A 26,170-nucleotide genomic window follows, 5' to 3' on the forward strand; every position below is an offset into this window, starting at 1 on the left:
TGCCACCACTTTTCCCATCACGTTTTTCAGGTATTCGGTCGCAGCATCGCGTGGTACTGCTTCAAGATCAAACGAGCGCGCTTCAGGGCTTGGTTGGCATCAGCTTCTCAGGCGCGAATATTCAGTAGCGACCCCAGCATGCTGTCGTTGGTCTTGAAGACGTTGAGGTTGGAGAGGAAGCTGTTTTTGGCCTGCAGCTGGGCGACCACGTCGTCTTCCAGGCTGGGACCGGCGCCGGTGCTGCGTTCCACCTGGCTGCTGACGCCGCCGTCTGCTTGGGTGCTTTGCTGCACCTCTAGGGGCTGGAACCCTTCAGTTTGCTGGTTGGCGATGTTGTGGGCAGACGCATCCAGTCGGGTTTGCGCAGCTTGCATGCCGGACAGCGAAATGGACGAGATGGCATTCATACGGCAGGGCTCCGGCGGGCAAAGGAAGCTCCATTTTAAAAGCCGGGCCACCCACGGACAAGCGCGGCCCGCGCAAATCGGGCCGCGGTGTGAAGTAATCGCTATGTCTGCGCGTCCAACCGTTGGCGGATGATGGCCAGGCGCATATCGAATTCGGGCAGCACCCAGGTCTGGAAGGCCTGGGCCGGTACGCTCCAGCGCGGCCCGCTGGCGGCTGGAGTCGTGCGGATGCGGCCCCAGGCCCAGTCCAGCAGCGCCAGGGCCACGGCGCGCAGATAGTCGTCTGCCACCCAGTAGGGCAGCTCGGGTGTAGCCTTGGCGGCCTGGACTAGGTCTGCGGTGGCTTGCAGCAGGGCGTTGCGTCGCGCGGTGGCGGGCAACTCGGCCAGTAGGGCGCTGATGCCGGCGCCGCCATCGGCCAGCACCTTGCGTACCAGCAGGTCGATGGCCTGGATTTCGTTGGTGCCCTCGTAGATCATGGCCACGCGCGAGTCGCGCACGATCTGCTCAATCCCCCATTCGCTGACGTAGCCGTGGCCGCCAAACACCTGCAGGCAGGCGCTGGCGCCCTGGAAGGCCTGGTCGCTGAAAGCCGCCTTCAGCACTGGCGTGACCAGGGCACACCAGCGCTGGGCGCCGGTGCGCTGGGCTGCGTCCGGGCTGTGCTTGGCCACATCCAGCTGCAAGGCCGTGTGGTAGGCCACCACCCGGCCGCCGTCTATCCAGGCGCGTTGAGTGTCCAGAATACGGCGGATGGCGGGGTGCTCGGCGATCGTGCTGGGGCCTTGTGCGGCCATTGGGGCACGCATCTGCCGGCGCTCTAGCGCATAGGCGTGGGCTTTTTGCCAGGCGGCCTCCAGCAGGCCCAGGCCTTGCAGGCCCACGTGTAGGCGGGCGGCGTTCATCATCACGAACATCGCGTTCAAGCCCTTGTGCGGTTCACCCACCAGCCAGCCGGTAGCGTCGTCAAAGCGCATCACGCAGGTGGGGCTGCCGTGCAGGCCCATTTTTTCCTCGATGCGCTCGCAGACCACGGGGTTGCGCTCGCCGCCCGGCAGTATTTTGGGCACCAGGAACAGCGACAAGCCCTTGGGCCCGGCCGGCGCATCGGGCAGGCGGGCCAGCACCAGGTGGATGATGTTGTCGCTCAGGTCGTGCTCGCCGCCGGAGATGAAGATCTTGCTGCCGTTCACGCGTACGCTGCCGTCGGTGGCATTGGCATTGGGTACGCCTTTGCTGCGCACCAGGCCCAGGTCGCTGCCGGCGTGGGCTTCGGTGAGGCACATGGTGGCCAGCCATTCGCCGCTGGCGATCTTTTCCAGGTACTGCGCTTTCAGGCTGTCGCTACCGTGGTGTTTCAGGCATTCATAGGCGCCGTGCAGTAGGCCGGGCGCCATGGTCCAGCCGTGGTTGGCACCGGCCAGCAGCTCAAACAGCACGCATTCCAGCACCGCTGGTAGGCCCTGGCCGCCGTCTTCGGGGGCGCAGGACAGCGACGGCCAGCCGGCTTGCCAGAAGGCCTGGTAGGCCTCTTTGAAGCCGGGCGGCGTGCTGACCTGGCCGGCGTGGAAGCGGCAGCCCACCTCGTCGCCCACGCGCTGCAACGGTGCAACTTGTTGGCTGACGAACTTGTCGGCCTCCTCCAGCACCTGTAGCGCCAGGTCCGCATCGGTATCGGCAAATGCCGGTAAGACCTGCCATTGCTGCGGTGCCTGCAGCACCTCGGATAGCAGGAAGGCGATGTTGCTCAGTGCGGCCATGGGTTGCTCTTTTTTTGATAGCTGCTGGAGCAGGTATTACCTGCGCTACAGGTCTTTTTTATATATAAATTCTTAGTGGCTGCGCAGCGCCTGTTGGGCGCGCATCAGCGCCATGGCGGCCACGGCGGCGACCACGATGCCGGGTGATGACGCGGCCATCACGCCGCCCACGCCCATGCCGGCTGCGAGGATTTGCCCGGCGATCATCGGGCCGCCAATCGCACCCAGCCGGCCTACGGTGATGGAGGCACCGACTCCCGTGCCACGGATGGAGGTGGGGTACAGCGCCGGTGCCATCGCATACAGCACCAGCTGCCCGCCCAGTGCGCAGAAGCCTGCACCCAGCCCGGCCAGCAGCATCATGCTGAAGCTGTCCGACATGCCCAACCCGGCCAGCGACAGCAACATGCCCACGTAGATGCACACGGCAGTGAACATGCGGCCCTTGGAATCCATCAGCCGGCCCACCATCAGCGAGCCTGCAGCACCGCCGAAGTTGAATAGCAGCTGCACCATGCCCGCATCGGCCCGGCTAATGCCCTTGCCCTGCAGCAATGACGGCAGCCAGTTCAGCAGCATGTAGAGCACGGTCAACACAAAGAAGCTGGCCAGCCACAGCAGCAGGGTGGACTTCCACATGCTGCCTTTGAACAGTCCGGCCAGGCCCTCGCTGGAGACGGGGCGCGCCGTGGCGGCAGCAGCCTGTTGGCGGCTCAGGTAAGCGCGGGATTCGGGCAGCAGCAGGATCAGCAGAAAAGCAATCAGCAGCGGCACCACGCCACCCACATAGAACAGGCCGCGCCAGCCGCCGCCCACGTTCAGCATGCCCAACACCGAGGCCAGTGCGCCGCCCAGCGGGATGCCGGCATAGGTCACGCTCACGGCCACGCTGCGGTTGCGCTCGTCGGCGGCCTCAGACGACAGGGCGATCAGGATGGGCAGCGCCGCGCCCAGGCCCAGCCCGGTCATAAAGCGTGCGGCCAGCAGGCTCTGGTAGTCCCACACATGGGCTGTCGCCAGCGAGAACAGGCCAAACAGCAGCACCGAGCCGACCAGCACCTTCTTGCGGCCAATGCGGTCCGCCAGCCAACCGCCGAACAAGGCGCTAGGCAGCAGACCGACCAGACCGGCGCTGAACATGCCCCCCATTTGCGGCGGCAGCAGTTTGAACTCGGCACCGATGCCCGAGGCGGCAAGGCCGGCGGACTGCAGGTCCAGGCCTTCGAGCAGGGCCACGATGAAGCAGAGGAACAGGGTCAGCACCTTGGTACTGCCTGCCGCGCCGGTGGGGGCTTGGGGTGTGGGCATGTCTTGTCTCCTTGGTCTTGTCGGTTGCTGCAGCGCTTAGCGCGGTGCCATGCGCAGTGCGCCGTCGAGCCGGATGACTTCACCGTTCAGGTGCCCATTGGTCACGATGTGCGCGGCTAGCTCGGCGAATTCGGAAGGCTTGCCCAGACGGGACGGGAAGGGGATGCTGGCGGCCAGCGAGGCCTGCACCGCCTCGGGCAGCTCCTGCATCAGCGGCGTGGCGAACAGGCCGGGCGCCACGGTGCACACGCGGATGCCATGCTGCGCCAGGTCGCGCGCCATGGGCAGCGTCATGCCGACCAGGCCACCCTTGGAGGCGCTATAGGCCTGCTGGCCTACCTGGCCGTCAAAGGCGGCGACCGAGGCGGTGAACATGATCACGCCGCGCGCGCCGTCTTCCAGCGGTTCCAGCTTGGCGCAGGCGGCGGCGAACAAGCGTGTCATGTTGTAGCTGCCGATCAGGTTCACGGTGATGACCTTGCTGAAGGCGTCCAGCGGGGCGGCGCTGCCGTCCTTTTGCACCACGCGCTTGGCGCCGCCGATGCCGGCCACGTTCATCAGAATGCGGGCCGGGCCGTGGGCGGCGGCGGCCTTTTCGATAGCGGCGGTGACGCTGTCGGGGCTGGTGATGTCGCACTGGCAGGCGATGCCGTTGATGTCGGCGGCGACCCTTTCAGCGCCCGCCAGGTTGACGTCCAGTATGGCGACCTTGGCGCCCAGGCGGGCCAGTTCGCGGGCGGTGGCTTCGCCCAGCCCGGAGCCACCGCCGGTGACCAGTGCTGCGTGTCCTTGAATGTTCATGTGATGCTCTCTATGCTATTGAATGTGTAGCGGTTGTCGTAGTATTTGTCTGCGCTGCGGGCTTAAACGGCTGGTGTCACAAGCTGCAGGCGTGCAGCGGCCTGGCTGCCATCGTTTTTGTTGATGCTGCACATGACCATGCAGTCATGGCTCGCAGCGGGCAGCACATAGGCCATCTTGTCTGCGGGCAGCTTGGTGATGGGGTGTATGCCCTTGAACTCGATCCAGCCACCGCCCTCGTCGGCGATCGCGATGGTCTTGCGGTTCAACTCTTCCAGATTCACGCCCGGTGCGGCCACGGCCGGTTTGTTGGCCTTGCTCGGGTCCATGCCGAAGGCGCGGAAGTAGCCCCGGCGGTCCAGAATGATGATGAACAGATCCCGTTCCATGAAGCCGCCTTGCCGGTCATGGATGCGGCGCACGGCGGACTCCAGCCCTTCAGCCGCAATGAGTGCGCAGGCCTTTTCTACCAGTACGCGGGCTTCATCGGCGCAGCCCTGGCGCAGCCGCATGGAGATGACGCTGGACGACAGATTGCTGGCCTGCGAGCGCAGCTTGTCGGCCGAGCGGGCGGAGACTTCGACCAGCTGCGCATTGCGCTGGGTGATGTCGTCCAGGCTGCGCACGGCTTGGGCTATTTCATGGATGCTGGTGCTTTGCTCGGTGTTGGAGGCGGAGATATGGCCCACCCTGACGGTCACTTCGTGGATGCCGCTCACAATGTCCTGCAGCAGGCGGCTGGTCTTGTGGATGTGCACCACGCCACTGGCGACTTCGTCGATCGAGCCCTCGATCAACTTCTTGATTTCGCCGGCCGCCTTGGTACTGCGTTGCGACAAGGTGCGCACCTCGGACGCCACCACGGCAAAGCCGCGCCCCGCTTCGCCGGCCCGCGCGGCTTCCACGGCGGCATTCAGCGAGAGGATGTTGGTCTGGAATGCAATGCCGTCAATCACGCTGATGATTTCGGTCATCTGCTTGGAGCGTTTGGCAATGCTTTCCATGGCGCCCACGGCAGATTGCACGATGGCGCCGCCGTTGTCGGCCGTGAGCTGCACGCGCTCGGTATGGCGGTGCACTTCCAGCGCGTCTTCCGCGCTGCGCTGCACGGTGGAGGCCAGCTCGGACACGCTGGCCGTGGTCTGCTCCAGGCTGGCCGCTTGCTGCTCGGTGCGTTCAGACAGGCTGTAGGTGCCGCTGGACAGCTGGTCGCCGGCCATGCTCACCAGCTCGGCCTCGCTGCGGATCGCGGCCACGATGGCAGACAGGTTGCGGCTCATGGATTCCATACGCCGCGTGATCTGGGCCAACTCGTCTGTTCCGGTGATGGACGTGCTGTGCCGCAGGTTGCCAGCCAACACGGCTTCCACCAGCTGGGCCAGCTCCTGCAAACCCGTCGACAAGTTCGCTTGGATGCATGCGCCAAAGTAGACCAGTGCGCCCACTGCCACCGCCGTCCAGCACAGCAGCAACTGGCGCGATACGCCATTTATGCCGTCTGCGCTGGCGCCGAATGCGGCCCAGAGTGCGGGTGCGAGCGCGGCTGCCAGCAGGGCAAACGCGAAGGCGAGTTTGCCTCCCACGTTCAGGCGTGCCATCACCCGCACGCCGGGCAGGAGGATCCATGGAGCCGTTGCCATGTTATTTTTCTGTGGGCTTGAGAGTGGGGTGCAACTGGTCTGCGTGCATGGCCTCCACCAGGGCGGCGCGGTGTTTGAGTACGGCGCGCTGGTTGATGGAGCCCTTATCGGTAATCTCGCCCTTGTCCAGCGAGGGTGGCTCGGCCAGCAGGTAAGCGCGGGCAACGCGGCTGGCGCTGCCTGTGGCGCTGGCGGCCAGCTGGTCCATCAGCTGTTGAAAGCGGGCCTGCACGGGTGCGCTCTCCAACACTGCTTGCATGCTGGCGTCGTCCGGCAGGCCGCTGAGGCTGCGGCAGGCGTTGGTGGGGATGATGAGGGCGCCCACTTCTTTCAGGTTGATGCCAGTCAGCACCACGTCTTGCACATAGGGTGCGCCGGCGGCGATGATCTTGGCGCGCATCGGACCCACGCTGACAAAGGTGCCGGTGCTGAGCTTGAAGTCCTCGGCAATGCGGCCGTCGAACCGCAGGCCCTTGTGTAAATCGTTTTCATCGATCCACTGCACCGCGTCGCCGGAGCAGAAGAAGCCCTCGGAATCAAAGCTCTCGCGGGTGGCCTCGGGGTTGCGCCAGTAGCCCGGGGTGACGTTGGGGCCGCGGTAGCGCACCTCTATCTTGCCGTCCACGGGGGCCAGCTTCAGCTCCAGGCCGGGGGCGGGCACGCCGATGTGGCCGGCTTGCACGTGGGGGCTGTTCACGCCCAGGGAGTAGGGCGTGCATTCGGTCATGCCCAGGCCAGTACCCATCACGATGCGTTCGCCGACTTCGCGCTCGGCGCTTTCAAATAGCGAGTCCCATATCGGCTGCGACAGTGCTGCTGCGGCGAAGAAGAACATCTTCACCCGGCTCAGCAGGTTCTTGCGCAGCTGGTCGTCGGTCTTCATGAGGTTGGCGATCACCTCGAAGCCGGTGGGCACATTGAAGTACACGGTGGGTGCAATTTCGCGCAGATTGCGGATGGTTTCGCCCATGCCCTTGGGCGTGGGCTTGCCTTCGTCCAGGTACAGCGTGCCGCCGTTGTAGAGCACGATGCCAAAGTTGTGGTTGCCGCCAAAGGTGTGGTTCCAGGGCAGCCAATCGACCAGCACCAGCGGCGTCTCAGCCAGCACGGGCATGGCCTGGTTCATCTGCTGCAGATTGGCACTCCACATGCGGTAGGTGATGATCACCGCCTTGGGCAGCTTGGTGGAGCCCGAGGTGAACATGAACTTGGCGATGCTGTCCGCGGTAATGGCAGCGTGCGCGGCATCCACCGCTGGGGTGGCGGGTGTGTGCAGCAATTGGCTGAACGGAATGGTGTCGCGGCCTTCAATGCTGCCGGCACCCAGCACTACTCGTACGTCATTGGCCACCGTGGTCTGGATGGCGCGGGCAAAGCGGCTGCCCACGCTGGCGAAAACCAGGCCAGGCGTCAGGGTGCTCAGCACATGGCGCAGCTTGTCGAAGTCCTGGCTGATGGTGGAGTAGGCGGCTGACACGGTGCACTGCGGTATGCCGGCCACCAGGCAGCCCAGCGATAGCAGGGCGTGGTCCAGGTCGTTCTCGCTGAGGATGACCACCGGCCGCTCTGGTCCCAGCTCCATGCCCAGCAGGGCCTGGGCGATGTTGCGCGCCGACTGCCAGGCTTGCGCGTAGCTGATGTGCTGCCAGTCGCCCAGGCTGCCATCGGCATTCTTTTGGCGCTGGGCCATCCAGGTCTGGTCGGGCCGGGTCTGGGCCCAGTGGGCCAGCCGGTCGGTCAGCCGGGTGGGGTAGGGCTGCAGCTCTTGGGCGGCTTGCACATAGACGCAGCCCTGCTCGCCCTGGCGGGTGCGGACTTCGGTGACGCCAAACTGCAAGGGGCGGAAGCGGGGTGGGGTAGTGATGGCGGACATGTCTGGGTTCCGGTGCTCTGCGGGCAACTTGGTCGTGTGGCTGGCGCGTACGGTTAGGTGGGGGCGCGTGGGCTCAGTCTTTTTTCACCTTGGCGGCGCGGCCGTCCAGGAAGGCGCGCACGCGTTCCTTGGCCTCGGGCGCGCTCTGGGCAATCGCGGCCATCATGGATTCGGTCAGCAGGCCTTGGTCGCTGGGTTGCTCGGCGATGCGCGGCAGGGCGTGCATCAGGCCGTAGTTGGTCAGCGGGGCGTTTTGGGCGATGCGGCCGGCCAGCTCCACCGCTTTGTCGAACGCCGTGCCGGCGGGCACCAGGTACTGGGCGAAGCCCGCGCGCTCGCCATCTGCGGCGTTATAGACGCGGCCGGTCATCATCATGTCCATCATGCGGGCGGTGCCGATCAGGCGGGGGATGCGCACCGCGCCGCCGCCGCCCACGAAGATGCCGCGCGAGCCTTCAGGCAGGGCGTAGAAAGTGGATTCATCAGCCACGCGGATATGGCAGGCGCTGGCCAGCTCCAGGCCACCACCGACCACAGCGCCGTGCAGTGCTGCAACCACCGGCACCGGGCCGAACTGCACGCGCTCCAGCGCGGCATGCCACATGCGGGAATGGTGCAAGCCCTGGCCGGCGTCGCGTTCCTTGAGTTCGCTCAGGTCCAGGCCGGCGCAGAAGTGTTCGCCTTCGCCGCTGATCACGGCGGCTCGCACGCTGGCGGGCAGGCCGTCCATGATGTCGCGCAGCGCCAGGATCAGGCCGTCGTTCAGCGCATTGCGCTTAGCGGGGCGGGTCAGGCGGATGATGGCGATTTCTTCGCTGTCGCCGCGGATTTCCAGAGAGATGTCGGTATGTGGTGTGCGCATGGGAATACAGGTTTAGTTTGCCAAACTATAGTTATTAAAAATAACTAAAACAAGATTGAAAGAGGCTTGAATCCTAGGTGCTTTCCCTAGCTTTGGTGGGCGCATATAAAGTTATATTTAATAATCAAAATAGACCTTGCACCACCTACTGCGGCGTATGTTTTTGCGGCGGCTGACAGTTGCCGCAGCCTGCCTCAACTATCCACGGATTTCTATGAAACACTTTTCTTCTTCTTTCCACAATGCCTGGCTTGTCGACGGCGTGCGCACGCCGCTGGTGGACTATTGCGGCGCTTTTGGCGCGCTGTCGCCTACCGACATGGGCATCAAGGTGGCGCGCGCCGTGCTGGAGCGCAGCGGGTTGCCGGCGGGCGATGTGGAGTCGGTGGTGGTGGGCTCCATGGCCCAGGCCGACTTCGATGCCTATGTGCTGCCACGCCATGTGGGCCTGTACGCCGGCGTGCCGCTGGCCGTGCCTTCCATCCTGGTGCAGCGCATCTGCGGCACCGGTTTTGAATTGTTCCGCCAGGCGGCCGACCAGATCGCCCTGGGCTATGCCGACCTGGCGCTGGTGGTCGGCACCGAGTCCATGACGCGCAACCCGATTGCTGCGTACACCCACCGCAGCGGCTTCAAGCTGGGTGCGCCGGTGGAGTTCAAGGACTTTTTGGTGGAGGCGTTGGTCGATACAGCAGGCCCGGTCAGCATGATCCAGACCGCTGAAAACCTGGCTGTGCAATACGGCATCAGCCGGGCTGACGTGGATGCATTCGCGGCCCAGTCGTTCGACCGCGCGCTGCGCGCCAAGGACTTTCATGCCGGCGAAATCGTGCCCGTGGCCAACGAGGTGTTTGCACTGGAAGGCTATGCCAACCGTGGCATCCAGCTGCCGCGCAAAGTGACCCAGATAGCCCACGACACCCACCCCCGGCCATCGCCGGTGGACGCCCTGGCTGCCTTGCGCACGGTCTACCCCGGTGGCGTGCAGACTGCGGGCAACAGTTCGGCCTTGGTGGATGGCGCCGCCAGCGCGCTGGTGGCCAGCGACGCCTATGTACGCAAGAGCGGCGTGCAGCCCCTGGCCCGCCTGCGCGGTGCTGCGGCAGTGGGCGTGGCACCCGAGTACATGGGCATAGGCCCGGCCCCCGCCATCCGTGCGCTGCTGGAGCGCTGCGGCCTGACGCTGGCCGACATCGACCTCTTTGAAATCAACGAGGCCCAGGGCGCACAAACCTTGGCCGTGGGTCGCGAGCTGGGCCTCGACCTGGACAAGCTGAATGTGCACGGCGGCGCCATCGCGCTGGGCCACCCGTTGGCCGCCACTGGCGTGCGCCTGACGGTGACTCTGGCCCGCGCATTACGCCAGCGCGGCAAACGCTTCGGTATCTCCAGCGCCTGCGTGGGCGGCGGTCAGGGCATGGCGCTGCTGATCGAAAATCCTGAGGCTTAAATGCTGGTTGCTATTAAATAAGTAGCTGCTTGCGCACGATTTACCTGCGCCAGAGGCCTATTTCTATAAATCCAGAAGTGTGCCCGCATCACACCAGCCCGTGCTTGCGGGCCCGGTAGGCCAGCTTGGCGCGGGTGGTGTTGAGCAGGCGGGCGGCGGCCGATAGGTTGCCCTGGGCGCCGCTGATGGCCTGCTGGAGCATGGCGCGCTCGGTTTGCTCCAGCGACAGGGCGCTTGCAGCGGTAGGTGTTTTGGCGGGGGCTGGGGGGGCTGGTTTGGCGGCAGGGTGGGGCGTAGTTGTCAGGTTTAGTGTGTCGCTGCCGTCTTGCAACTTGAGTGTCATGACGTCGGGGGCCAGGGTCTCTCCGCTGGTGAACAGGTGGTGTACGTCGATGAGACCGCCTACATCGGCCATGATGACGGCGCGCTCCACCAGGTTTTGCAGCTCGCGGATATTGCCGGGGAAGTCGTAGTTCAGCAGGGTGCGCACGGCGGCCTGGGTGAAGCCCTGGATGTCGCAGCCATGCTTGCGCCGGTAGTGGTTCAAGAAATGGCTCATCAGCAGGGGAATGTCGTCGCGCCGTTCGCGCAGCGGCGGCAGGTGGATGGGGAAGACATTGAGCCGGAAGAACAGGTCTTCGCGAAAGCGCCCTTCGCGCACGGCCTGGCGCAGGGTTTCGTTGGTGGCGGCCAGCACACGCACGTCCACGGCGATGCTGCGGGTGCCGCCCACGCGTTCCACCTCGCCCTCTTGCAGCGCGCGCAGCAGCTTGCCCTGGGCGACGAAGCTTAGCGTGCCGATCTCGTCCAGAAACAGGGTGCCGCCGCTGGCGCGCTCAAACCGCCCCGGGCGTGACACGCTGGCACCGGTGTAGGCGCCGCGCTCCACGCCGAACAGCTCGGACTCGATCAGCGTCTCGGGAATGGCGGCGCAGTTAACGGCGATGAAGGGCTTGTCTTTGCGCGGGCTGATCTTGTGCAGCATGCTGGCGAACTTCTCTTTGCCCACGCCGGACTCGCCGGTGAACAGCACGGTGGCGGTGGTGCGCGCTACGCGGCTGAGCTGGTGGCAGGCCGCGTTGAAGGCCGAGGATGCGCCCACCATGGCGTCGCCCGCAGACGCACCGCTGGCGGGTAGCTCGGCGGCGTCGCTGGGTGAGCGGGCGTAGGCGGCAGTGTCCACGAAGTCGCGCACGTTCAGGTAGCGCATGTCTTCTTCCACGTTGTCCCACCGGTCTGCCGACTTGCCGATGACTCGGCATTGCGCGTCGCCCATGGAGCGGCATTGCGTTTCGCGGAAGACGATGAGCCGCCCGAACAAGGTGCTGACGTAGCCGGTGGCATAGCCCACCTGCATCCAGCAGGCAGGCGATCCGCCGATGCCGTAGGCGGCGATGTGCTCGTCGTCCTCGCTAGAGTTGTGCCACAGGAATTCGCCCTCGTAGCTGCCAGTGTTGGCGTCATACGTCACCTGCACCAGCTCGACTTTTACGACGCCTTCCAGGGCATGCAGGCGCGTACCCGCGATGGCGGCGGCTGAGGGGTCGGCATCGGGCCACTGCTTTCTGACCAGATGGGCATCCCGCGCGCCGCTGACGTAGCCCGCACGTGTGAACAGGCCACGGGCCTGCTTGGTGCCCAGGCTGTCGATCATCTCGCGGCGCAGCGAACCCAGGGCCTCGGTGTGCAGCAAGACCATGCGCTGGTCTTGCAGCCAGATGCGCCCATCGCCCGGCGAAAAGAACAGGCATTCGCTGATGTCGGCCACGTTGGGGTGGGCCTCGCTGCCGATGTGGGTGCTGGCAAAGCCCCCCAGGGCCTTGTTGACGGAGCTGCTGTCGAAGTTGCTGAGCACCGTGCCCGTGGCACGGGCGACATCTGCCAGGGAAACCCGTGGGGAATTGCGCATGGGGACTTCATCAATTGGTTAAATTTGATTCAGGAATGTAACGAATTGCTGAAATTAATGGAGGGTGATTTCCCTATGCTGCAGTGCGGTAAAGCGGGCTCGGGTATCTACCTAATTCCTCTCTGGCGGAGGGCTTGATTTACGGCCTTTGGCATGCCTTCGGGAGAAGGCTGGTCCGTGCATTGCGATAAGTAGGTGTGCTGCAAAGAAATGTGGCGACTTGATGAACGTAATTCACCTAAAGGACATGGCCATGGGCGCGACCGATGCGACGGAAATTTTCAACTTTGTGGGCCTGCAGCAAGCCGCACTGGGCGCTGGGGTACGGGATGTGATTGAACCGGCCACCGGCGAGGTGCTGTGCCGTGTAGGCATTGCCAATGCCGCAGACATGGCTGCCGCCACGGCCGCTTCCGCAGCGGCGCAGAAGAGCTGGGTAGCCATGCCCCCGCGCGAGAAGGCCGCCATCTTCCGCCGTGCCGGGGCTTTGTTTGAACAGCATTTTGACGCGCTGGCCCTGTATACGGCGCGGGAAACCGGCGGCATCTTGGCCAAGGGCCAGCACGAAATCCGGGAGGCCGCGCTGATTTGCCAACTGGCCGCCAATCTGCCCCTGCAATCGCAGGGCCATGTGCTGCCCAGCGTGCCTGGCCGCACCAGCTTTGCCCGGCGGGTGCCGCACGGCGTGGTGGGGGTGATTTCGCCCTTCAACTTTCCGCTGATCTTGGCCTTGCGGGCCATTGCGCCGGCGCTGGCTGCGGGCAATGGCGTGGTGGTCAAGCCCGATAGCCGTACGCCGGTTTCCGGTGGTTTCATGATTGCCCGCATCTTTGCCGAAGCCGGCCTGCCCAAAGACCTGCTGCAGGTGCTGGCCGGAGACGCCGAAGCCGGCGAGGCCCTGGTAGTGGACCCGTTGGTGCCCATGATTGCCTTTACCGGTTCGGTCGCGGTGGGGCGTCGCATCGGCGAGCTGGCCGGCCGGCATTTGAAGAAGGTTTCCCTGGAGCTGGGCGGCACCAACTCGCTGGTGATTCTGGACGACGCCGATCTGGATGTGGCCGCATGCAATGCCGCCTGGGGCGCGTATTTTCACCAAGGCCAGATCTGCATGGCATCGAACCGCATCCTGGTGCACGAAAGCATGGCAGCGGAGTTCACCAAACGCCTGATTTCCAAAGCCACACATCTGCCCATGGGCAACGGCGCCAGTGGCCAAGTGGCCCTGGGCCCACTGATCGACGCCAAGCAGCGTGACCGCGTGCACGCCCTGGTGCAAGACAGCGTGAAGGCCGGAGCCAAGCTGGAAGCTGGCGGTAGCTATGAGGGCCTGTTCTACAAACCCACGGTGCTGACGGGCGTCAAGTCCGGTATGCGCGTGTTCGAGGAAGAAACCTTTGGGCCTGTGGCCAACATCATTACCTACAAGACGGATGACGAAGCCATTGCGCTGGCAAACAACAACACCGGCAGTCTGGCATCTGCGGTGATTTCCAAGTCGGTGGGCCGCGCCATGGCGGTGGGCCAGCAGCTCAAATCCGGCATGGTCCACATCAACGACCAGACCGTGAATGACGATTGTGTGAATCCGTTCGGCGGCCCCGGTATCGCGGGCAATGGCACCAGCGTGGGTGGCCCTGCCGACCTGGAGGAATACACCATGTGGCAGTGGGTCACGGTCAAAGACCAGGCCCCCACGTACCCGTTCTGACACACGTTCTGACATATCCATAACAACCAGGAGAACAACATGAGCTTGCAAGGAAAAACCATTGTCGTCACGGGCACCTCATCCGGCATTGGTGCCGAGGTGGCGCGGTTGGCCCGCTTTCAGGGCGCCAAGGTGATTGGGATGGACCGCAACGACCCCAGCCTGACGCTGGATGGTTTTGTCAAAGCCGACCTGGGCACCACGGCAGCCATAGATGCGGCCGTGGCCCAGCTGCCCGCGCACATCGATGCGTTCTGCAATATCGCCGGCGTGCCCGGTACGGCGGATGTGGATCTGGTGGCGCGGGTCAATTACCTGGGCCTGCGCCATCTGACCGAAGCGGTGCTGCCGCGCATTCCACGCGGCGGCAGCATCGTCAACGTGGCGTCCATCCTGGGGGCTGAATGGCCCTTGCGGCTGGACTTGCACAAAGAGCTGGCCGCGATCAAGGGCTTCGATGCCGGAGCGCATTGGTTGCGTGACCACCCGGTGCCGCAGGCCACCTGCTACCAGTACTTCAAAGAGGCGCTGATCGTGTGGAACGGCGTGCAATCCCAAGAGTGGTTTCTGGGCAAGGGCGTGCGCATGAATTGCGTGGCACCCGGCCCGGTGTTCACACCCATTCTGGGCGATTTCGTTTCCATGCTGGGCGAAGAGCGTGTGCAAAAAGACGCCCACCGCATGCTGCGCCCGGCCTTTGCCGACGAAGTGGCGGCGGTGATTGCCTGGCTGTGCAGCGATGCCGCGCGCTGGGTCAGCGGCGTGAATATCCCGGTCGATGGTGGTTTGGCTTCGACCTATCTGTAAAACAAAAAAGTACTACCCGAGGAGACATTGATGACAAAAAAAACCACGCCCTTTCCACTCAGCGCGCTGGCGGTAGCCAGTGGCCTGCTGTGCGCCGTATCGGCCCAGGCCCTGGAACTGGGCTCTGATCCGGACACCAAGATCCGCCTGGACTTGACACCCAAGTACAGCACGGCCTATCGCTTGAAGGATGCCTCACCCGGGCTGACCGTGCCGTCCAGCGACGCCGGTGTTGTGAACGAAAACGACGGCGATGTGAACTTCCGTAAGAAGGGCTTTGTGTCCAACCGGTTTGACCTTTTGACCGAGTTTGACGTGACCCATGGCAACTTTGGTTTGCGCGTCAGCCATGCCGCCTGGTACGACTCCAAGTACACAGGCCACAGCAGCAATGACGGATCGCTGGGGGTGAACAACTACGCCAACCAGGCGGTGAATGACTACATCCCGCTGACCACCATGCAAAGCGGTCGGGGCGACCAGTTCCTGGACGTGTTCGTGTTTGGCAAGGGAAACCTAGGCGGTATGCCGGCCTCCATCCGCATAGGCAAGCACGCGCTGCAATATGGTGAAAGTCTGTTCTTCGGTCAGAACGGTATAGCCAACGCACAGGGCCCGGTGGATATCGCCAAGATCATGTCGGTGCCCAACTGGCAGTTCAAAGAAGTGTTGCTGCCGGTGGAGCAGATATCCGGTAGCCTGCAGGTGGCCGAAGATGTGACCCTGGGCGCCTACTACCAGCTCAAGTGGCGCCCCAGCAAGCTGCCCGGTGTGGGCAGCTATTTCTCCAACCAGGATTACCTGGGCGGCGGACGTGTCTACCTGGGGCCGACCACGGTGCTGAACACAGACGACAGCAAGGACCAGACGCCGGGCAACAACGGACAGTTTGGCGCGCAAGTGCGCTGGGCTCCCGCCGGCAGCGCGTTTGAATACGGCTTCTACGCCGCACGCTATAACGAAAAGACGCCAGCAGTACCGGTGTTTGATTTCATCAATGGAAATGAGCACAAGGTCTATGCGGAAGGCGTTAAGACCGTGGGTGCCAGCGTGACTTCGTCCATCGGGCCATTGAACTGGGCCTTGGAGGGTTCGTTCCGTGCTGATGCACCCCTGGCCAGCGACCCGGCGGTACTGCTGCCCGCCATTTTGGGCGTGGGTGGCCCTGCTGCTGATTGCAGTGGCTCGCCCAGCAACCCCTGCTTTGCCATCGGCAAGACCGCCCATTTGAACTTGTCTGGCATCTATGTTCTGACCAAATCGGGTCTGTGGGACGGCGGCTCGGTGGTGGCCGAGTTGGCTTGGAACCGCACCCTGAGCGTGACCAAGAACCCCAGCACGCGTGGCAACGGTGGCCTGGACCCGAACACCACGCGCGATGCGGCGGCCTTTCGCATGATCTTTGAGCCGCAGTACTTCCAGGTACTGCCGGGGTTGGATCTGTCGCTGCCCATGGGCCTGGGCTACAACTTTGCGGGCCGCTCCTCGGCCATCATGAACTTTGCCGGTGGTGCCAGCAAGGCCGGCGACTTCAACCTGGGGGTCAAAGGCAAATACCACGACTGGAATATCGGCCTGACCTACACCAGCTACTTCGGCCCTGAGAGCACCTTTACCGTGGTGGACCCCGCCGGTTCACGGATGTTGTCTTACGGCCAGACCTTGAAGGACCGCAGCTATGTGTCTTTCAACATGTCGCGCACTTTCTGAACCTGTCACACCCCTATCTATTTCAACGAGACACACCATGAAGCAGTTTGCAATAAACACCTTGCTCGCAGCCGCCTTGCTGGCGGTCGCTGGAGGCGCCCAGGCCGCCGTGAGCGCCGACGAGGCGGCCAAGCTCAAAACCACCCTGACCCCGATGGGGGCCGAAAAGGCGGGCAACAAGGAGGGCACGATTCCCTCGTGGGAGGGTGGTGCCACCAAGGCTCCGGCCGGCTACAAGAGCGGCGATGTACGCCCCGACCTGTTCCCTGGCGAGAAGCCGACGCTGTCCATCAGCGCCAAGAACATGGCCCAGTATGCCGACAAGTTGTCAGACGGCGTGCAGGCCTTGATGAAGAAGTACCCCGACTTCCGCATCGACGTGTACCCCACGCACCGTACGGCGGCTGCACCCCAGGCGGTGTATGACAACACCTTCAAGAATGCCACCCGTGCCAAGACCATAGAAGGCGGCTTCGGCATGGAGGGGGCGTTTGGCGGCGTGCCATTCCCTATTCCGCAGGACGGCTATGAAGCCATCTGGAACCAGCGCACCGCCTGGCGCGGCGGCAATATCACTCTACCCATGCGGGTATGGGTTGTGACCGCGGATGGTCGGCGCGCCATGGCCTCGGGGGGCACGCAGACGCTGAGCCAGCCTTTCTTTGCCAAGGACGGCAGCCTGGAAAAGTTCGATGGCTACTACTCGCTGGGCAAGTTCGTGGCCAATGCACCGGGCTCCAAGGCCGGTGAAGCGATTCTGGCTCTGGACGGCGTTTCTGATGCCGCCCCGCGTGGGCTGTGGCAGTACCTGGTAGGCCAGCGTCGCGTGCGCAAGGCCCCGTCCGTGGCCTATGACACGCCCGATTCGGTGACATCCGGCATCGGCCTGTTCGACGAAGCGTTTACCTTGTTTGGCCCTATAGACAAGCACGAGCTGAAGCTGGTGGGTAAGAAGGAGATGTACATCCCCTACAACAACAACCGCGCCGCCGCCGCCAAGGTGGAAGACCTGGTGACGCCCAACACGCTGAACCCGTCCCAGGTGCGCTGGGAGCTGCACCGCGTGTGGGAAGTGGAGGCCACGCTGGCCGCTGGCAAGCGCCATGTGGTGCCCAAGCGCAAGTACTACATCGACGAAGACAGCTGGCAGACCGCATTGTTCGACGGTTGGGATGCCAAGGGCCAGCTCTGGCGCACCAACTTTGCATTGATGTTGACCGCGCCCGATGTGCCTGTGGTCTCCAACTTTGTGCTGTGGGGCGGCTATGACCTGCAAAACGGTTCCTACTACCTGAACATGGCGTCCAACGAGTTGCCCAAGCAGTACGAGATCGTGCCGCCAATTCCGCGCAATTTCTTCAGCGCCGAATCCCTGTCCAACGAAGGCGCACGCTGATGAAACAGGCCGCTCAATATGGGGTGGCGCGGCGCACGGCCCTGCTGGGCTTGTGCGGCTGGGCCACGGTGCTGGCTTTGCCAGCGCGGGCGGCCAGCACGCCGGCTGTGTTGACGCAGGCCGCCGTGCAAACCCCCAAGGCCTTGGGGGCGGCCACGCTGGCCGTGGCTCGCGCGGGTAAGCGCCTGGTGGCGGTGGGCGAGCGCGGCACCGTGCTGCTGTCCGACGACTCCGGCGTAAGCTGGCGGCAGGCCCAGGTGCCGGTGCAGGCCACCCTGACCGCAGTGTGCTTTGCCGATGCGCAAACTGGCTGGGCCGCAGGACACCTGGGCGTGGTGTTGCGTAGTGATGATGCTGGCGCCACCTGGCACAAGCAGCTGGACGGCATCCTGGCCGCTGCGCTGGTGCTGCAAGCCGCCCAGGCCACGGGTGATGCCAAGGCTATCGCCAACGCCCAGCGCCTGGTGGAGGAGGGCGCCGACAAACCCTTCTTTGACCTGGAGTTCAGCGATGCCCAGCATGGCTATGTGGTGGGGGCCTACGGCCTGATGCTGTCCACTGCGGACGGGGGCAAAACCTGGGCCGCCGTGACCCCGCGCTTGCCGAATCCCAAAAGCTTGCACCTGTACGGCGTGCGTGCCAGCGGCAGCACGCTGCTGATTGCTGGCGAACAGGGCCTGCTGCTGCGCTCCACCGATGGTGGTGCCAGCTTTGCGGCTTTGGAGTCGCCGTACAAGGGCAGCTTCTTTGGTTTGTTGCGTAGCGTGGGCGACGTGTGGGTGGCCTACGGTCTGCGTGGTACCGCCTACCGCTCCAGTGATGCCGGAGTGCATTGGGACAAATTGGACACCGGCGTACCCATGGCGGTGGGGGCCGGCATGGGCTTGCCTGGCGGTGGCTTTGTGCTGATGAGCCAGGCCGGCGATGCCTTGGTGGGACGCGACGATGGCGTGGCGCTGCGCCGTGTGGCGGCACGTGAACCCGTGCCCGTATCGGGTGTGGTGCAGGCCGACGACGGCAGCCTGGTCGTGGCCAGCTTGCGGGGCATGCGCCGCCTGCCGGCCCTGTCTGCCCATTGATTTTGGAATTGATTTTTGGAACAAGGCTGCGCGCAGCCGCGAAAGAATAATGCACGCCGATACATCCTCCCAAACCCAGCCCGTGGTTGCGCGGCTGGAAGATTTCGACACCCGCTCCGGCAATGTGGTGGAGCGCGCCTTCTTCAACCACCGTCCTTGGGTGATGGCGATCTGTCTGGCCTTGACCCTGGTGCTGGGCTGGCTGGGGACGCACCTGCAGCTCAATGCCAGTTTTGAAAAAACGATACCGACCAGCCACCCCTACATCGTCAACTACCTGGCGCACAAGGGCGATCTGGCGGGGCAGGGCAATGCACTGCGCCTGGTTGTGCAGGCCAAGCAAGGCACGATTTTCGACAAGAGCTATCTGGACACACTGCAGAAAATCAACGACGAGGTGTTCCTGCTGCCAGGTGTGGACCGGCCGTTCATGAAATCGCTGTGGACCTCGAACACGCGCTGGGTAGCTGTGACCGAAGAGGGGCTGGATGGTGGCCCAGTGGTGCCCGACAGTTTTGACGGGAGCCCCACCAGCCTGGCCGAGCTGCGCGCGAACGTGGAGCGCTCCGGTGAGATCGGCCAGCTGGTGGCGGGCGACTTCCAGTCCAGCATCATCTTCGTGCCGCTGCTGGACCGCAACCCGCAAACCGGCAAGGCGCTGGACTACGGTGACCTGTCACGCCAGATCGAGGTCATACGCGCCAAGTACGCCAGCGACAAGCTGCAGATCGGCGTGACCGGCTTTGCCAAGGTGGTGGGCGATTTGATTGAAGGCCTGCAGCAGGTGCTGCTGTTCTTCCTGTTGGCGCTAGCCATCACCACCGTGGTGCTGTACGGCTACACCCGCTGTGCCCGCAGCACGGCTCTGGTGGTGGCATGCTCGTTGGTGGCTGTGGTCTGGCAGTTTGGTTTGCTGGCGCTGCTGGGCTATGAGCTGGACCCGTATTCCATTCTGGTGCCATTCCTGGTGTTCGCCATCGGTATGAGCCATGGCGCGCAGAAGATGAACGGCATCATGCAGGACATAGGCCGTGGCACGCACCGCGTGGTGGCTGCGCGTTATACCTTTCGCCGCCTGTTCATGGCTGGGCTGACGGCCCTGCTGTGCGACGCTGTGGGCTTTGCAGTACTGGTCATCATCCAGATCAAGGTGATCCAGGACCTGGCGGTGATTGCCAGCATAGGCGTGGCCGTACTGATCTTCACCAATCTGGTACTGCTGCCGATTTTGCTGTCCTACACCGGTGTTGGAGCCAAGGCTGCGGCGCGTAGCCTGCGTGAAGACGCGGTGCAGGACGGCACCCAACGTGCCTGGCTGTGGGCGCTGCTGGACCACTTCACGCAGAAGCGCTGGGCGGCTGCGGCGATTGTGGTCTCCACGCTGATGGCGGTGGGTGGCTACGCCGTGAGCCTGCAGCTGAAGGTGGGCGATCTGGACCCCGGCGCCTCCGAGCTGCGCCCCGACTCCCGCTACAACCGCGACAGCGCCTACCAGATCGCGCACTACGCGGCCAGCGCCGACATCCTGACGGTGATGGTCACCACGCCCGAAGATCAGTGCACCAGTTATGGCACATTGGCCAAGCTCGACACCCTGGCCTGGGGGCTGGAGCAACTGCCTGGCGTGGAGTCCACCAACTCCATGGCGGCGCTGTCCAAACTGGCGATGGTGGGCTACAACGAAGGCAACTTCAAATGGTTTGAACTGCTGCCGAATGACGGAGCACTGGGCGGCGTGCAGACACGGGCGCCGCGCGAGCTGTTCAACCAGAACTGCTCCTTTCTTGCGCTGTATGTCTACCTGAAGGACCACAAGGCCGAGACCCTGTCCCGGGTGGTGGCCGAGGTGGAAAGGTTCGCCGCAGCCAACAACACCGACGCCATCCACTTCCAACTGGCCGCCGGCAGTGCGGGCATCGCCGCGGCCACCAATATCGTGGTGGCCAAGGCCATGCACGAGATGCTGCTGTGGGTCTATGCCGCTGTCGTACTGTTGTGCTGGATCACCTTCCGCTCATGGCGTGCGGTGCTCGTGGCGGTGCTGCCGCTGGTGCTGACTTCCATCCTGTGCGAGGCCTTGATGGTTTGGCTGGGCATGGGCGTAAAGGTGGCCACGCTGCCGGTGATTGCCCTGGGTGTGGGCATAGGAGTGGACTACGCGCTGTATGTGCTGAGCATCACCCTGGCCCGCATGCGTGAGGGCGCCAGCCTGTCGGACGCGTACCACCACGCGCTGCAGTTCACCGGCCGCGTGGTCATGTTGACTGGCATCACCCTGGCACTGGCGGTAGGCACCTGGGCATTTTCGCCTATCAAGTTCCAGGCCGACATGGGGATTTTGCTGGCCTTTATGTTCATCTGGAACATGGTGGGGGCCTTGGTGTTGCTGCCGGCGCTGGGCTACTTTCTCCTTCGGCCTGCCACGGCTGTGAGGGTGGCGGGCGTCCAGGGCAGGGTCGCAGCATGAGACATATGCGTATTCAAGGGGACGAGACGTGATCGATTCATACATTTCGGTCGATGAAGTCCAGGTGCGGTATTGCGACTCGGGTGGTGCTGGTCCGGTCGTGCTGCTGCTGCACGGTATCGGCGGCTCGCTGGAACTCTGGTCGGCGCAGTTTGCCGACGCCAACCTGGGCATGCGTCTGATCGCGCTGGACCTGCCGGGGCACGGTCTGTCCGGCTTCGGTGGGCAGCCGTTCGCGCCCAAGACTTTTGCCGCCTTCGTATGGAGGGTGGCCGACGCGCTCGGTTTGCACAAGGTGCATCTGGCCGGCAATTCTTTGGGTGGGGCCATTTGCCTGCAGATGCAGGCCCAGCAGCCCGCGCGGGTGCAGACCGTGCTGCTCGCCGCGGCGGCCAACCTCGGGCGCGACTGCCCCGTGCCCTTCCGGCTGATGATGCTGCCTGTGCTGGGCACGCTGATGTCGCGGGCTGGCCCCATGGCCGTCATGCAGCAAATTCAGGCCATCTTCGGCCCATCGTTTGTTGTCACCGACGAGTTGCGCAAGACGATAGAGCGCAACGTGATGCGACCGGGTGCCCAGGCCGCCTTCCTCGCCACCTTGCGGCGGATGACGGACCTGGGTGGGCAGCGTGCGTCGCTGGTGGCCGATGCGCATACGGCACTCGCATCGGCCTCGGTGCCAGTGCTCATGTTGCATGGCCGGCAAGACAGCGTGATCCCGTTCGCGCATTCGGAGCACGCGCACACGCTGGCCCCGGCGAGCCGGTTTCAACTCGTCGATGACTGCGGCCACACGCCGCAACTGGAGCAGTCCGCCGTCTTCAACGCCGCTTTGCGGGCGCTGGTCGTCGAGGCCTGAGAGCTACCACCTAAGAGCAAGCAAAATGATGAACGATCTCCCGACCCTGGCTTCGGCCGATTTGGACCCGGCTTTGGCCGGATTTCTGGCCCAAGCCGCCGCCCAGGGCAACCCGCCCCTAGAGAGCTTGCCACCGCCTGTGATACGGCAAATTTACCGTGAGCAGGCGCAGGCCCTGGGCCTGCCACCCCCCGGGATTTGGCGGGTGTTTGACACCGCCATTACCGGCCCTGGAGGAGCGTTGCCCTTGCGTGTTTATGCGCCCAATACCGCGGGGAGCCAGCAGCCTTTGCCGCTGGTGCTCTACGTACATGGCGGCGGTTTTGTGATGGGTGATCTGGAGACCCATGACAACGTCTGCCGAACCCTGTGCCACCATGCCGAGATGCTGGTTGTTGCTGTGGATTACCGGCTGGCGCCCGAGCATCCGTTTCCGGCCGCGCCCGACGATGTGGAAGCCACATTGCGCTGGCTGCTGGCTAACGCCGGCAGCCTGGGTGCCGACCCCCAGCGCATCGCCGTCGTGGGCGACAGCGCGGGCGCGCAGCTGGCTTTGGTAGCGGCGCGGCGGGTGAAAGCCGCCGCGGTGCGCGCGTTGGGCCTGATTTACCCAGTCGCCCAGCACCCCGACGAACCCAGTCCTTCGTACCAGGAGAACGGCGAAGGCAAGTTCCTCACCATGGACGCGATGCGCTGGTTCATTGCCAGCTACCTGGGCGGGCAATCGCCCGGGCACCCCGATATGGCGCTGTTGCAGTCTGACTTGGCGGGCCTGCCCGCCACCTGGCTCGCCACCATGGGGCACGACCCGTTGCGCGACGAAGGCCATGCGCTGGCCCTGCGTGCCACAGCGGCGGGTGTGGCGGTGACCCATCAGCATTACCCTGGCGCTATCCATGCCTGCATCCACTTCAGTGCCGTGTCGCCGGTGGGTACACAGCTGGTGGCGGACTTGGCGCAATGGCTGCGCTTGAACGTTTGACAGCGCGTATCTGTCGTCCTGGGTGGGTAGTTCGGCCCGGGTGACCAAGTGTTTTCCCTAGGTCGGACGGCGGTCAATTTGGTTATGATAAATAACTAAATTGACCTGTTCTCAAAGCGAGAAAACCTCCCATGCAAGCCTATATTCCCTGCGGAATTTACTGGTCCTCTCCGTTTGCCAAATGGCAAGGTGCACTGGCCAACCTGAATGCCTTGCCCTTGGCGGCCCATACCGGCAAGCAGGCGCTGGCAGCACGCGGCTATGACATGGCGCAGATCGACCTGGCTATTTTGGGACTGACCAATCCGCAAAAGGGCAGCTTCTACGGATTGCCCTGGGTCACCGGCATGATGGGTATAGACCGCGTGGCTGGTCCCACCATTCAGCAAGCTTGCGCCACCAGCGTGCGGGCCCTGCAAATGGCCGCGCAGGAAGTGGTTTGTGGCACGGCGACCAGCGCGCTGCTGGTGATGGCCGACCGCCAGTCCAACGGCCCGGTGGTCTACTACCCCGATTCCAGCGGCACCGGTGGCTACGGCATCAGCGAACACTGGGTGCCCGACAACATGAGCCATGACCCGTATGCCAAGAACCCTATGCTGCAGACCGGCGAGAACGTGGCTGCGCGCTACGGCATCAGCACCGCCGAGCAGCATGATCTGAAGCTGCACCGCTACACCCAGTACCAGCAGGCGCTGGCCGACGACCGCGCCTTCCAGAAGCGCTACATGGCCGATGTGCCGCTGAGCGACTCCAAGTTTCGCAAGCAGACCGGCGTGCTCAGCACCGACGAAGGCATCTTTCCCACCACCGCCGAAGGCTTGGCCAAACTCAAGCCTGTGAAAGAGGGCGGCACCGTGACCTACGGCGGCCAAACCCACCCGGCGGACGGCAATGCCGGCGCCATCGTCACCACCCGCGACTTGGCCCGCGTGGCGTCCGTCAACCCGCACATCGAAATTCAGATACTGGGTTTTGGCATGGCCCGTGTGGAGCCGGGCTATATGCCCATGGCACCATCACCGGCCAGCTTCAACGCCCTGAAGAACGCCGGCCTGACCATCAAGGATATTGACGCCATCAAGACCCACAACCCCTTCGCAGTCAACGACATTGCTCTGGCACGCGACACCGGTTTTGCCTGGGAGAAGATGAACAACTATGGCAGCTCCATCATCTGGGGCCACCCGCAAGCGCCCACCGGTCTGCGCGCCATTATCGAATTGATCGAAGAGCTGGTGCTGCGCGGCGGCGGCACCGGCATGTTTACCGGCTGTGCAGCCGGCGACAGCGGTTACGCCACCATTCTGCGCGTCACCGACAGCAGCCAATAAAGTACAGAAACACACTATGAAAATCATTACTACCGCCCAAGCCGGCGCCCTCATCCAGGATGACGCCACCATCTTCCTCGGCGGCCTGGCCGTCACCAGCCTGCCCGAAGAAGTGCTCAAAGGCGTGGAGCAGACCTTTCTGGACACCGGCCGCCCGCGCAACGTGACCACCTGGGCCTGCGGCGCCATAGGCAACAGCAAGGACGCGGGCATGGTCCACTTCGCCCACGCGGGCATGATCAAGCGCACCGTGGCCGGTCACTTCGGCCAGACCGGCGCCGAGATGATGAAGATGGTGTTCGAAGGCCAGGTCGAGGCCTACAACTTCCCGCAGGGCAGTCTGTCGCACCTGACGCGCCACATTGCCAGCCGCAGCCCCGGCCTGCTGACCAAGGTGGGCCTGGGCACCTTTGTGGACCCGCGCATCGAAGGTGGCAAGCTCAACAGCAAGTCCACCGAAGACCTGGTCAAGCTGGTCGAATTCAATGGCGAAGAATGGCTGTTCTACCCCACGCCCAAGATCGACGTGGCCATCATCCGCGGCACCGTGGCCGACGAGAACGGCAACATCACCCTGGACAAGGAAGGCATGCTGCTGGAGCAGATCAACATCGCCCACGCAGCCAAGGCCTGTGGCGGCATCGTTATCGTGCAGGTGGAGCGCATCGTCAAGGCCGGCAGCTTGCACCCCAAGGCGGTGAAGATTCCCGGCGTGTCGGTGGACTACGTGGTGCTCAGCAAGCCCGAGAACCACATGCAGACCATCGCCACCCAGTTCAACCCCGCGCTGTGCGGCGATGTGCGCGTGCCGGTCAACTCGCTGGAGCCGATGGCGCTGGACGAGCGCAAGGTCATCGCGCGCCGCACGGCCATGGAGCTGACTCCTGGCGCCATCACCAACCTCGGTATCGGCATCCCCGCCGGCGTGCCATCGGTGGCGGCGGAAGAGGGCGTGTCGGACCAGCTGACCCTGAGCATCGAGAGCGGTATCACTGGCGGCATCCCGGCGCAACTGGGCGACTTCGGCGTGGCCTACAACGCCGACGCCATCATCGAGCAGTCGCTGCAGTTCGACTTCTACGACGGCGGCGGCCTGGACGCCAGCTTCCTGGGCCTGGCCCAGGCGGACAACTGGGGTAATGTCAACGTCAGCAAGTTCAACGGCCGCCCGGTGGGCTGTGGCGGCTTCGTCAACATCACCCGTTCGACCAAGAAGCTGGTGTTCTGCGGCACCTTCACCGCCGGCGGGCTGGAGGTCAAGGTGGCCGACGGTCAGCTGACGATCGTCAAAGAAGGCAAGTCGCGCAAGTTCATCGAGAAGGTTGAGCAGATCACCTTCAACGGGCATGACGCCGCGCTGCGCCAACAAGAAGTCTTGTTCGTCACCGAACGCGCGGTGTTCCAGCTGACCACCGACGGCCTGGAGCTGACCGAGATCGCACCCGGCGTGGACCTGGAGCGTGACGTACTCGCCCACATGGGTTTCAAGCCCATCATGAAGAACGTCAAGACAATGGATGCGGGTTTGTTTCGCGCCCAGTGGGGCGGCTTGGCCCAGGCCATGGCCCAGAAGACCGTGCGCGCCGAATAAATTGCGTGCTGCGGTGCTACGTTTTACCGCACTGCGGTCCAAAGGCGTGTTGAAGTTGCTATAAAAATGGAAGCATCCAGCGAAGAGTTCACCTGCGCTGGAGGCTTTTTGTTTGGTTTTTCCGCGCGGCGCGGCTGAATATGCGAGGGAGTGGGCTTGGAAGGGGTGGGAGCGTTGTCTGAGGACTAAAGAGGCTACGTCAGCGGATGCTTAGGTTCTATGAATTT

Annotated in this window: 19 protein-coding genes and 1 pseudogene; 12 read left to right on the plus strand and 8 right to left on the minus strand. The window is 63.9% G+C overall.

Annotated features, from left to right (window positions below; genetic code table 11):
* Positions 1-107: 107 nt before the first annotated feature.
* The 7 genes from AC07R0_RS01450 to AC07R0_RS01480 form a co-directional block, all read right to left on the minus strand.
* On the minus strand, positions 108-407 hold the full coding sequence (locus AC07R0_RS01450) for a flagellar basal body protein (protein ID WP_495103503.1): 300 nt from the start codon (positions 405-407) through the stop codon (positions 108-110).
* A 101-nt stretch (positions 408-508) separates the two neighbouring features.
* Positions 509-2,167 (minus strand): acyl-CoA dehydrogenase family protein, encoded by a 1,659-nt coding sequence (locus AC07R0_RS01455; protein WP_495103504.1) that lies wholly within the window; start codon positions 2,165-2,167, stop codon positions 509-511.
* Positions 2,168-2,239: 72 nt separating this feature from the next.
* Positions 2,240-3,475 carry a 3-(3-hydroxy-phenyl)propionate transporter MhpT gene (gene mhpT, locus AC07R0_RS01460; protein WP_495103505.1) on the minus strand — a complete coding sequence of 412 codons (1,236 nt, stop codon included), beginning with the start codon at positions 3,473-3,475 and terminating at the stop codon, positions 2,240-2,242.
* 36 nt (positions 3,476-3,511) lie between these two features.
* Positions 3,512-4,276 carry an SDR family NAD(P)-dependent oxidoreductase gene (locus tag AC07R0_RS01465; protein WP_495076450.1) on the minus strand — a complete coding sequence of 255 codons (765 nt, stop codon included), beginning with the start codon at positions 4,274-4,276 and terminating at the stop codon, positions 3,512-3,514.
* Positions 4,277-4,338: 62 nt separating this feature from the next.
* Entirely contained in the window at positions 4,339-5,916 is a 1,578-nt protein-coding gene (locus tag AC07R0_RS01470) for a methyl-accepting chemotaxis protein (protein WP_495103506.1), read from the minus strand.
* A gap of 1 nt (position 5,917) precedes the next feature.
* Positions 5,918-7,789 (minus strand): feruloyl-CoA synthase, encoded by a 1,872-nt coding sequence (locus AC07R0_RS01475; protein ID WP_495103507.1) that lies wholly within the window; start codon positions 7,787-7,789, stop codon positions 5,918-5,920.
* Positions 7,790-7,862: 73 nt separating this feature from the next.
* Positions 7,863-8,651 (minus strand): crotonase/enoyl-CoA hydratase family protein, encoded by a 789-nt coding sequence (locus AC07R0_RS01480; protein ID WP_495103508.1) that lies wholly within the window; start codon positions 8,649-8,651, stop codon positions 7,863-7,865.
* Positions 8,652-8,859: 208 nt separating this feature from the next.
* On the opposite strand from AC07R0_RS01480, the gene AC07R0_RS01485 reads away from it, so the two are divergent.
* A complete protein-coding gene (locus AC07R0_RS01485; RefSeq protein ID WP_495103678.1) occupies positions 8,860-10,101 on the plus strand; it encodes a thiolase family protein in 1,242 nt (413 codons plus the stop codon).
* 88 nt (positions 10,102-10,189) lie between these two features.
* On the opposite strand, the gene AC07R0_RS01490 is transcribed toward AC07R0_RS01485, so the two are convergent.
* Complete coding sequence (locus AC07R0_RS01490; protein WP_495103509.1) at positions 10,190-12,010, minus strand: sigma 54-interacting transcriptional regulator; 1,821 nt, start codon at positions 12,008-12,010, stop codon at positions 10,190-10,192.
* A 253-nt stretch (positions 12,011-12,263) separates the two neighbouring features.
* On the opposite strand from AC07R0_RS01490, the gene AC07R0_RS01495 reads away from it, so the two are divergent.
* From AC07R0_RS01495 to AC07R0_RS01545, 11 genes and pseudogenes are all read left to right on the plus strand, one after another.
* A complete protein-coding gene (locus AC07R0_RS01495) occupies positions 12,264-13,718 on the plus strand; it encodes a benzaldehyde dehydrogenase (protein ID WP_495098328.1) in 1,455 nt (484 codons plus the stop codon).
* 39 nt (positions 13,719-13,757) lie between these two features.
* Positions 13,758-14,525, plus strand: coding sequence for a coniferyl-alcohol dehydrogenase (locus AC07R0_RS01500; protein ID WP_495098310.1), 768 nt, complete (start codon positions 13,758-13,760; stop codon positions 14,523-14,525).
* 30 nt (positions 14,526-14,555) lie between these two features.
* Positions 14,556-16,235, plus strand: coding sequence for a DUF1302 domain-containing protein (locus tag AC07R0_RS01505; RefSeq protein ID WP_495103510.1), 1,680 nt, complete (start codon positions 14,556-14,558; stop codon positions 16,233-16,235).
* A gap of 37 nt (positions 16,236-16,272) precedes the next feature.
* A complete protein-coding gene (locus AC07R0_RS01510) occupies positions 16,273-17,631 on the plus strand; it encodes a DUF1329 domain-containing protein (RefSeq protein ID WP_495103511.1) in 1,359 nt (452 codons plus the stop codon).
* Entirely contained in the window at positions 17,631-18,710 is a 1,080-nt protein-coding gene (locus tag AC07R0_RS01515) for a WD40/YVTN/BNR-like repeat-containing protein (protein ID WP_495103512.1), read from the plus strand. The genes AC07R0_RS01510 and AC07R0_RS01515 overlap by 1 nt, the downstream gene beginning before the upstream one ends.
* Positions 18,711-18,759: 49 nt before the next feature.
* Positions 18,760-21,177 carry an efflux RND transporter permease subunit gene (locus AC07R0_RS01520; RefSeq protein ID WP_495103513.1) on the plus strand — a complete coding sequence of 806 codons (2,418 nt, stop codon included), beginning with the start codon at positions 18,760-18,762 and terminating at the stop codon, positions 21,175-21,177.
* Positions 21,178-21,205: 28 nt separating this feature from the next.
* Complete coding sequence (locus tag AC07R0_RS01525) at positions 21,206-22,036, plus strand: alpha/beta fold hydrolase (protein ID WP_495103514.1); 831 nt, start codon at positions 21,206-21,208, stop codon at positions 22,034-22,036.
* Between the two features lie 25 nt (positions 22,037-22,061).
* Positions 22,062-23,018, plus strand: coding sequence for an alpha/beta hydrolase (locus tag AC07R0_RS01530; protein WP_495103515.1), 957 nt, complete (start codon positions 22,062-22,064; stop codon positions 23,016-23,018).
* Between the two features lie 131 nt (positions 23,019-23,149).
* Positions 23,150-23,878, plus strand: a pseudogene (locus tag AC07R0_RS01535) (thiolase family protein); the annotation flags it as partial.
* Positions 23,879-23,950: 72 nt separating this feature from the next.
* Positions 23,951-24,352, plus strand: a complete 402-nt coding sequence (locus AC07R0_RS01540) for a hypothetical protein (RefSeq protein ID WP_495103679.1) — start codon at positions 23,951-23,953, stop codon at positions 24,350-24,352.
* Positions 24,353-24,368: 16 nt separating this feature from the next.
* Positions 24,369-25,943 (plus strand): acyl CoA:acetate/3-ketoacid CoA transferase, encoded by a 1,575-nt coding sequence (locus tag AC07R0_RS01545; protein ID WP_495103516.1) that lies wholly within the window; start codon positions 24,369-24,371, stop codon positions 25,941-25,943.
* Positions 25,944-26,170: the final 227 nt, after the last annotated feature.

It is taken from the genome of Rhodoferax sp. GW821-FHT07F03 (assembly GCF_059418745.1).

Excerpts from the sequence above, each read along its gene's own strand:
- AC07R0_RS01500 (WP_495098310.1), top strand. The coding sequence starts at position 13,758 with ATGAGCTTGCAAGGAAAAACCATTGTCGTCACGGGCACCTCATCCGGC.
- AC07R0_RS01490 (WP_495103509.1), bottom strand. The coding sequence starts at position 12,010 with ATGCGCAATTCCCCACGGGTTTCCCTGGCAGATGTCGCCCGTGCCACG.
- AC07R0_RS01465 (WP_495076450.1), bottom strand. The coding sequence starts at position 4,276 with ATGAACATTCAAGGACACGCAGCACTGGTCACCGGCGGTGGCTCCGGG.
- AC07R0_RS01480 (WP_495103508.1), bottom strand. The coding sequence starts at position 8,651 with ATGCGCACACCACATACCGACATCTCTCTGGAAATCCGCGGCGACAGC.
- AC07R0_RS01515 (WP_495103512.1), top strand. The coding sequence starts at position 17,631 with ATGAAACAGGCCGCTCAATATGGGGTGGCGCGGCGCACGGCCCTGCTG.
- AC07R0_RS01530 (WP_495103515.1), top strand. The coding sequence starts at position 22,062 with ATGATGAACGATCTCCCGACCCTGGCTTCGGCCGATTTGGACCCGGCT.
- AC07R0_RS01510 (WP_495103511.1), top strand. The coding sequence starts at position 16,273 with ATGAAGCAGTTTGCAATAAACACCTTGCTCGCAGCCGCCTTGCTGGCG.
- AC07R0_RS01495 (WP_495098328.1), top strand. The coding sequence starts at position 12,264 with ATGGGCGCGACCGATGCGACGGAAATTTTCAACTTTGTGGGCCTGCAG.
- AC07R0_RS01545 (WP_495103516.1), top strand. The coding sequence starts at position 24,369 with ATGAAAATCATTACTACCGCCCAAGCCGGCGCCCTCATCCAGGATGAC.
- AC07R0_RS01455 (WP_495103504.1), bottom strand. The coding sequence starts at position 2,167 with ATGGCCGCACTGAGCAACATCGCCTTCCTGCTATCCGAGGTGCTGCAG.
- AC07R0_RS01470 (WP_495103506.1), bottom strand. The coding sequence starts at position 5,916 with ATGGCAACGGCTCCATGGATCCTCCTGCCCGGCGTGCGGGTGATGGCA.
- AC07R0_RS01475 (WP_495103507.1), bottom strand. The coding sequence starts at position 7,789 with ATGTCCGCCATCACTACCCCACCCCGCTTCCGCCCCTTGCAGTTTGGC.
- AC07R0_RS01505 (WP_495103510.1), top strand. The coding sequence starts at position 14,556 with ATGACAAAAAAAACCACGCCCTTTCCACTCAGCGCGCTGGCGGTAGCC.
- AC07R0_RS01520 (WP_495103513.1), top strand. The coding sequence starts at position 18,760 with ATGCACGCCGATACATCCTCCCAAACCCAGCCCGTGGTTGCGCGGCTG.
- mhpT (WP_495103505.1), bottom strand. The coding sequence starts at position 3,475 with ATGCCCACACCCCAAGCCCCCACCGGCGCGGCAGGCAGTACCAAGGTG.
- AC07R0_RS01450 (WP_495103503.1), bottom strand. The coding sequence starts at position 407 with ATGAATGCCATCTCGTCCATTTCGCTGTCCGGCATGCAAGCTGCGCAA.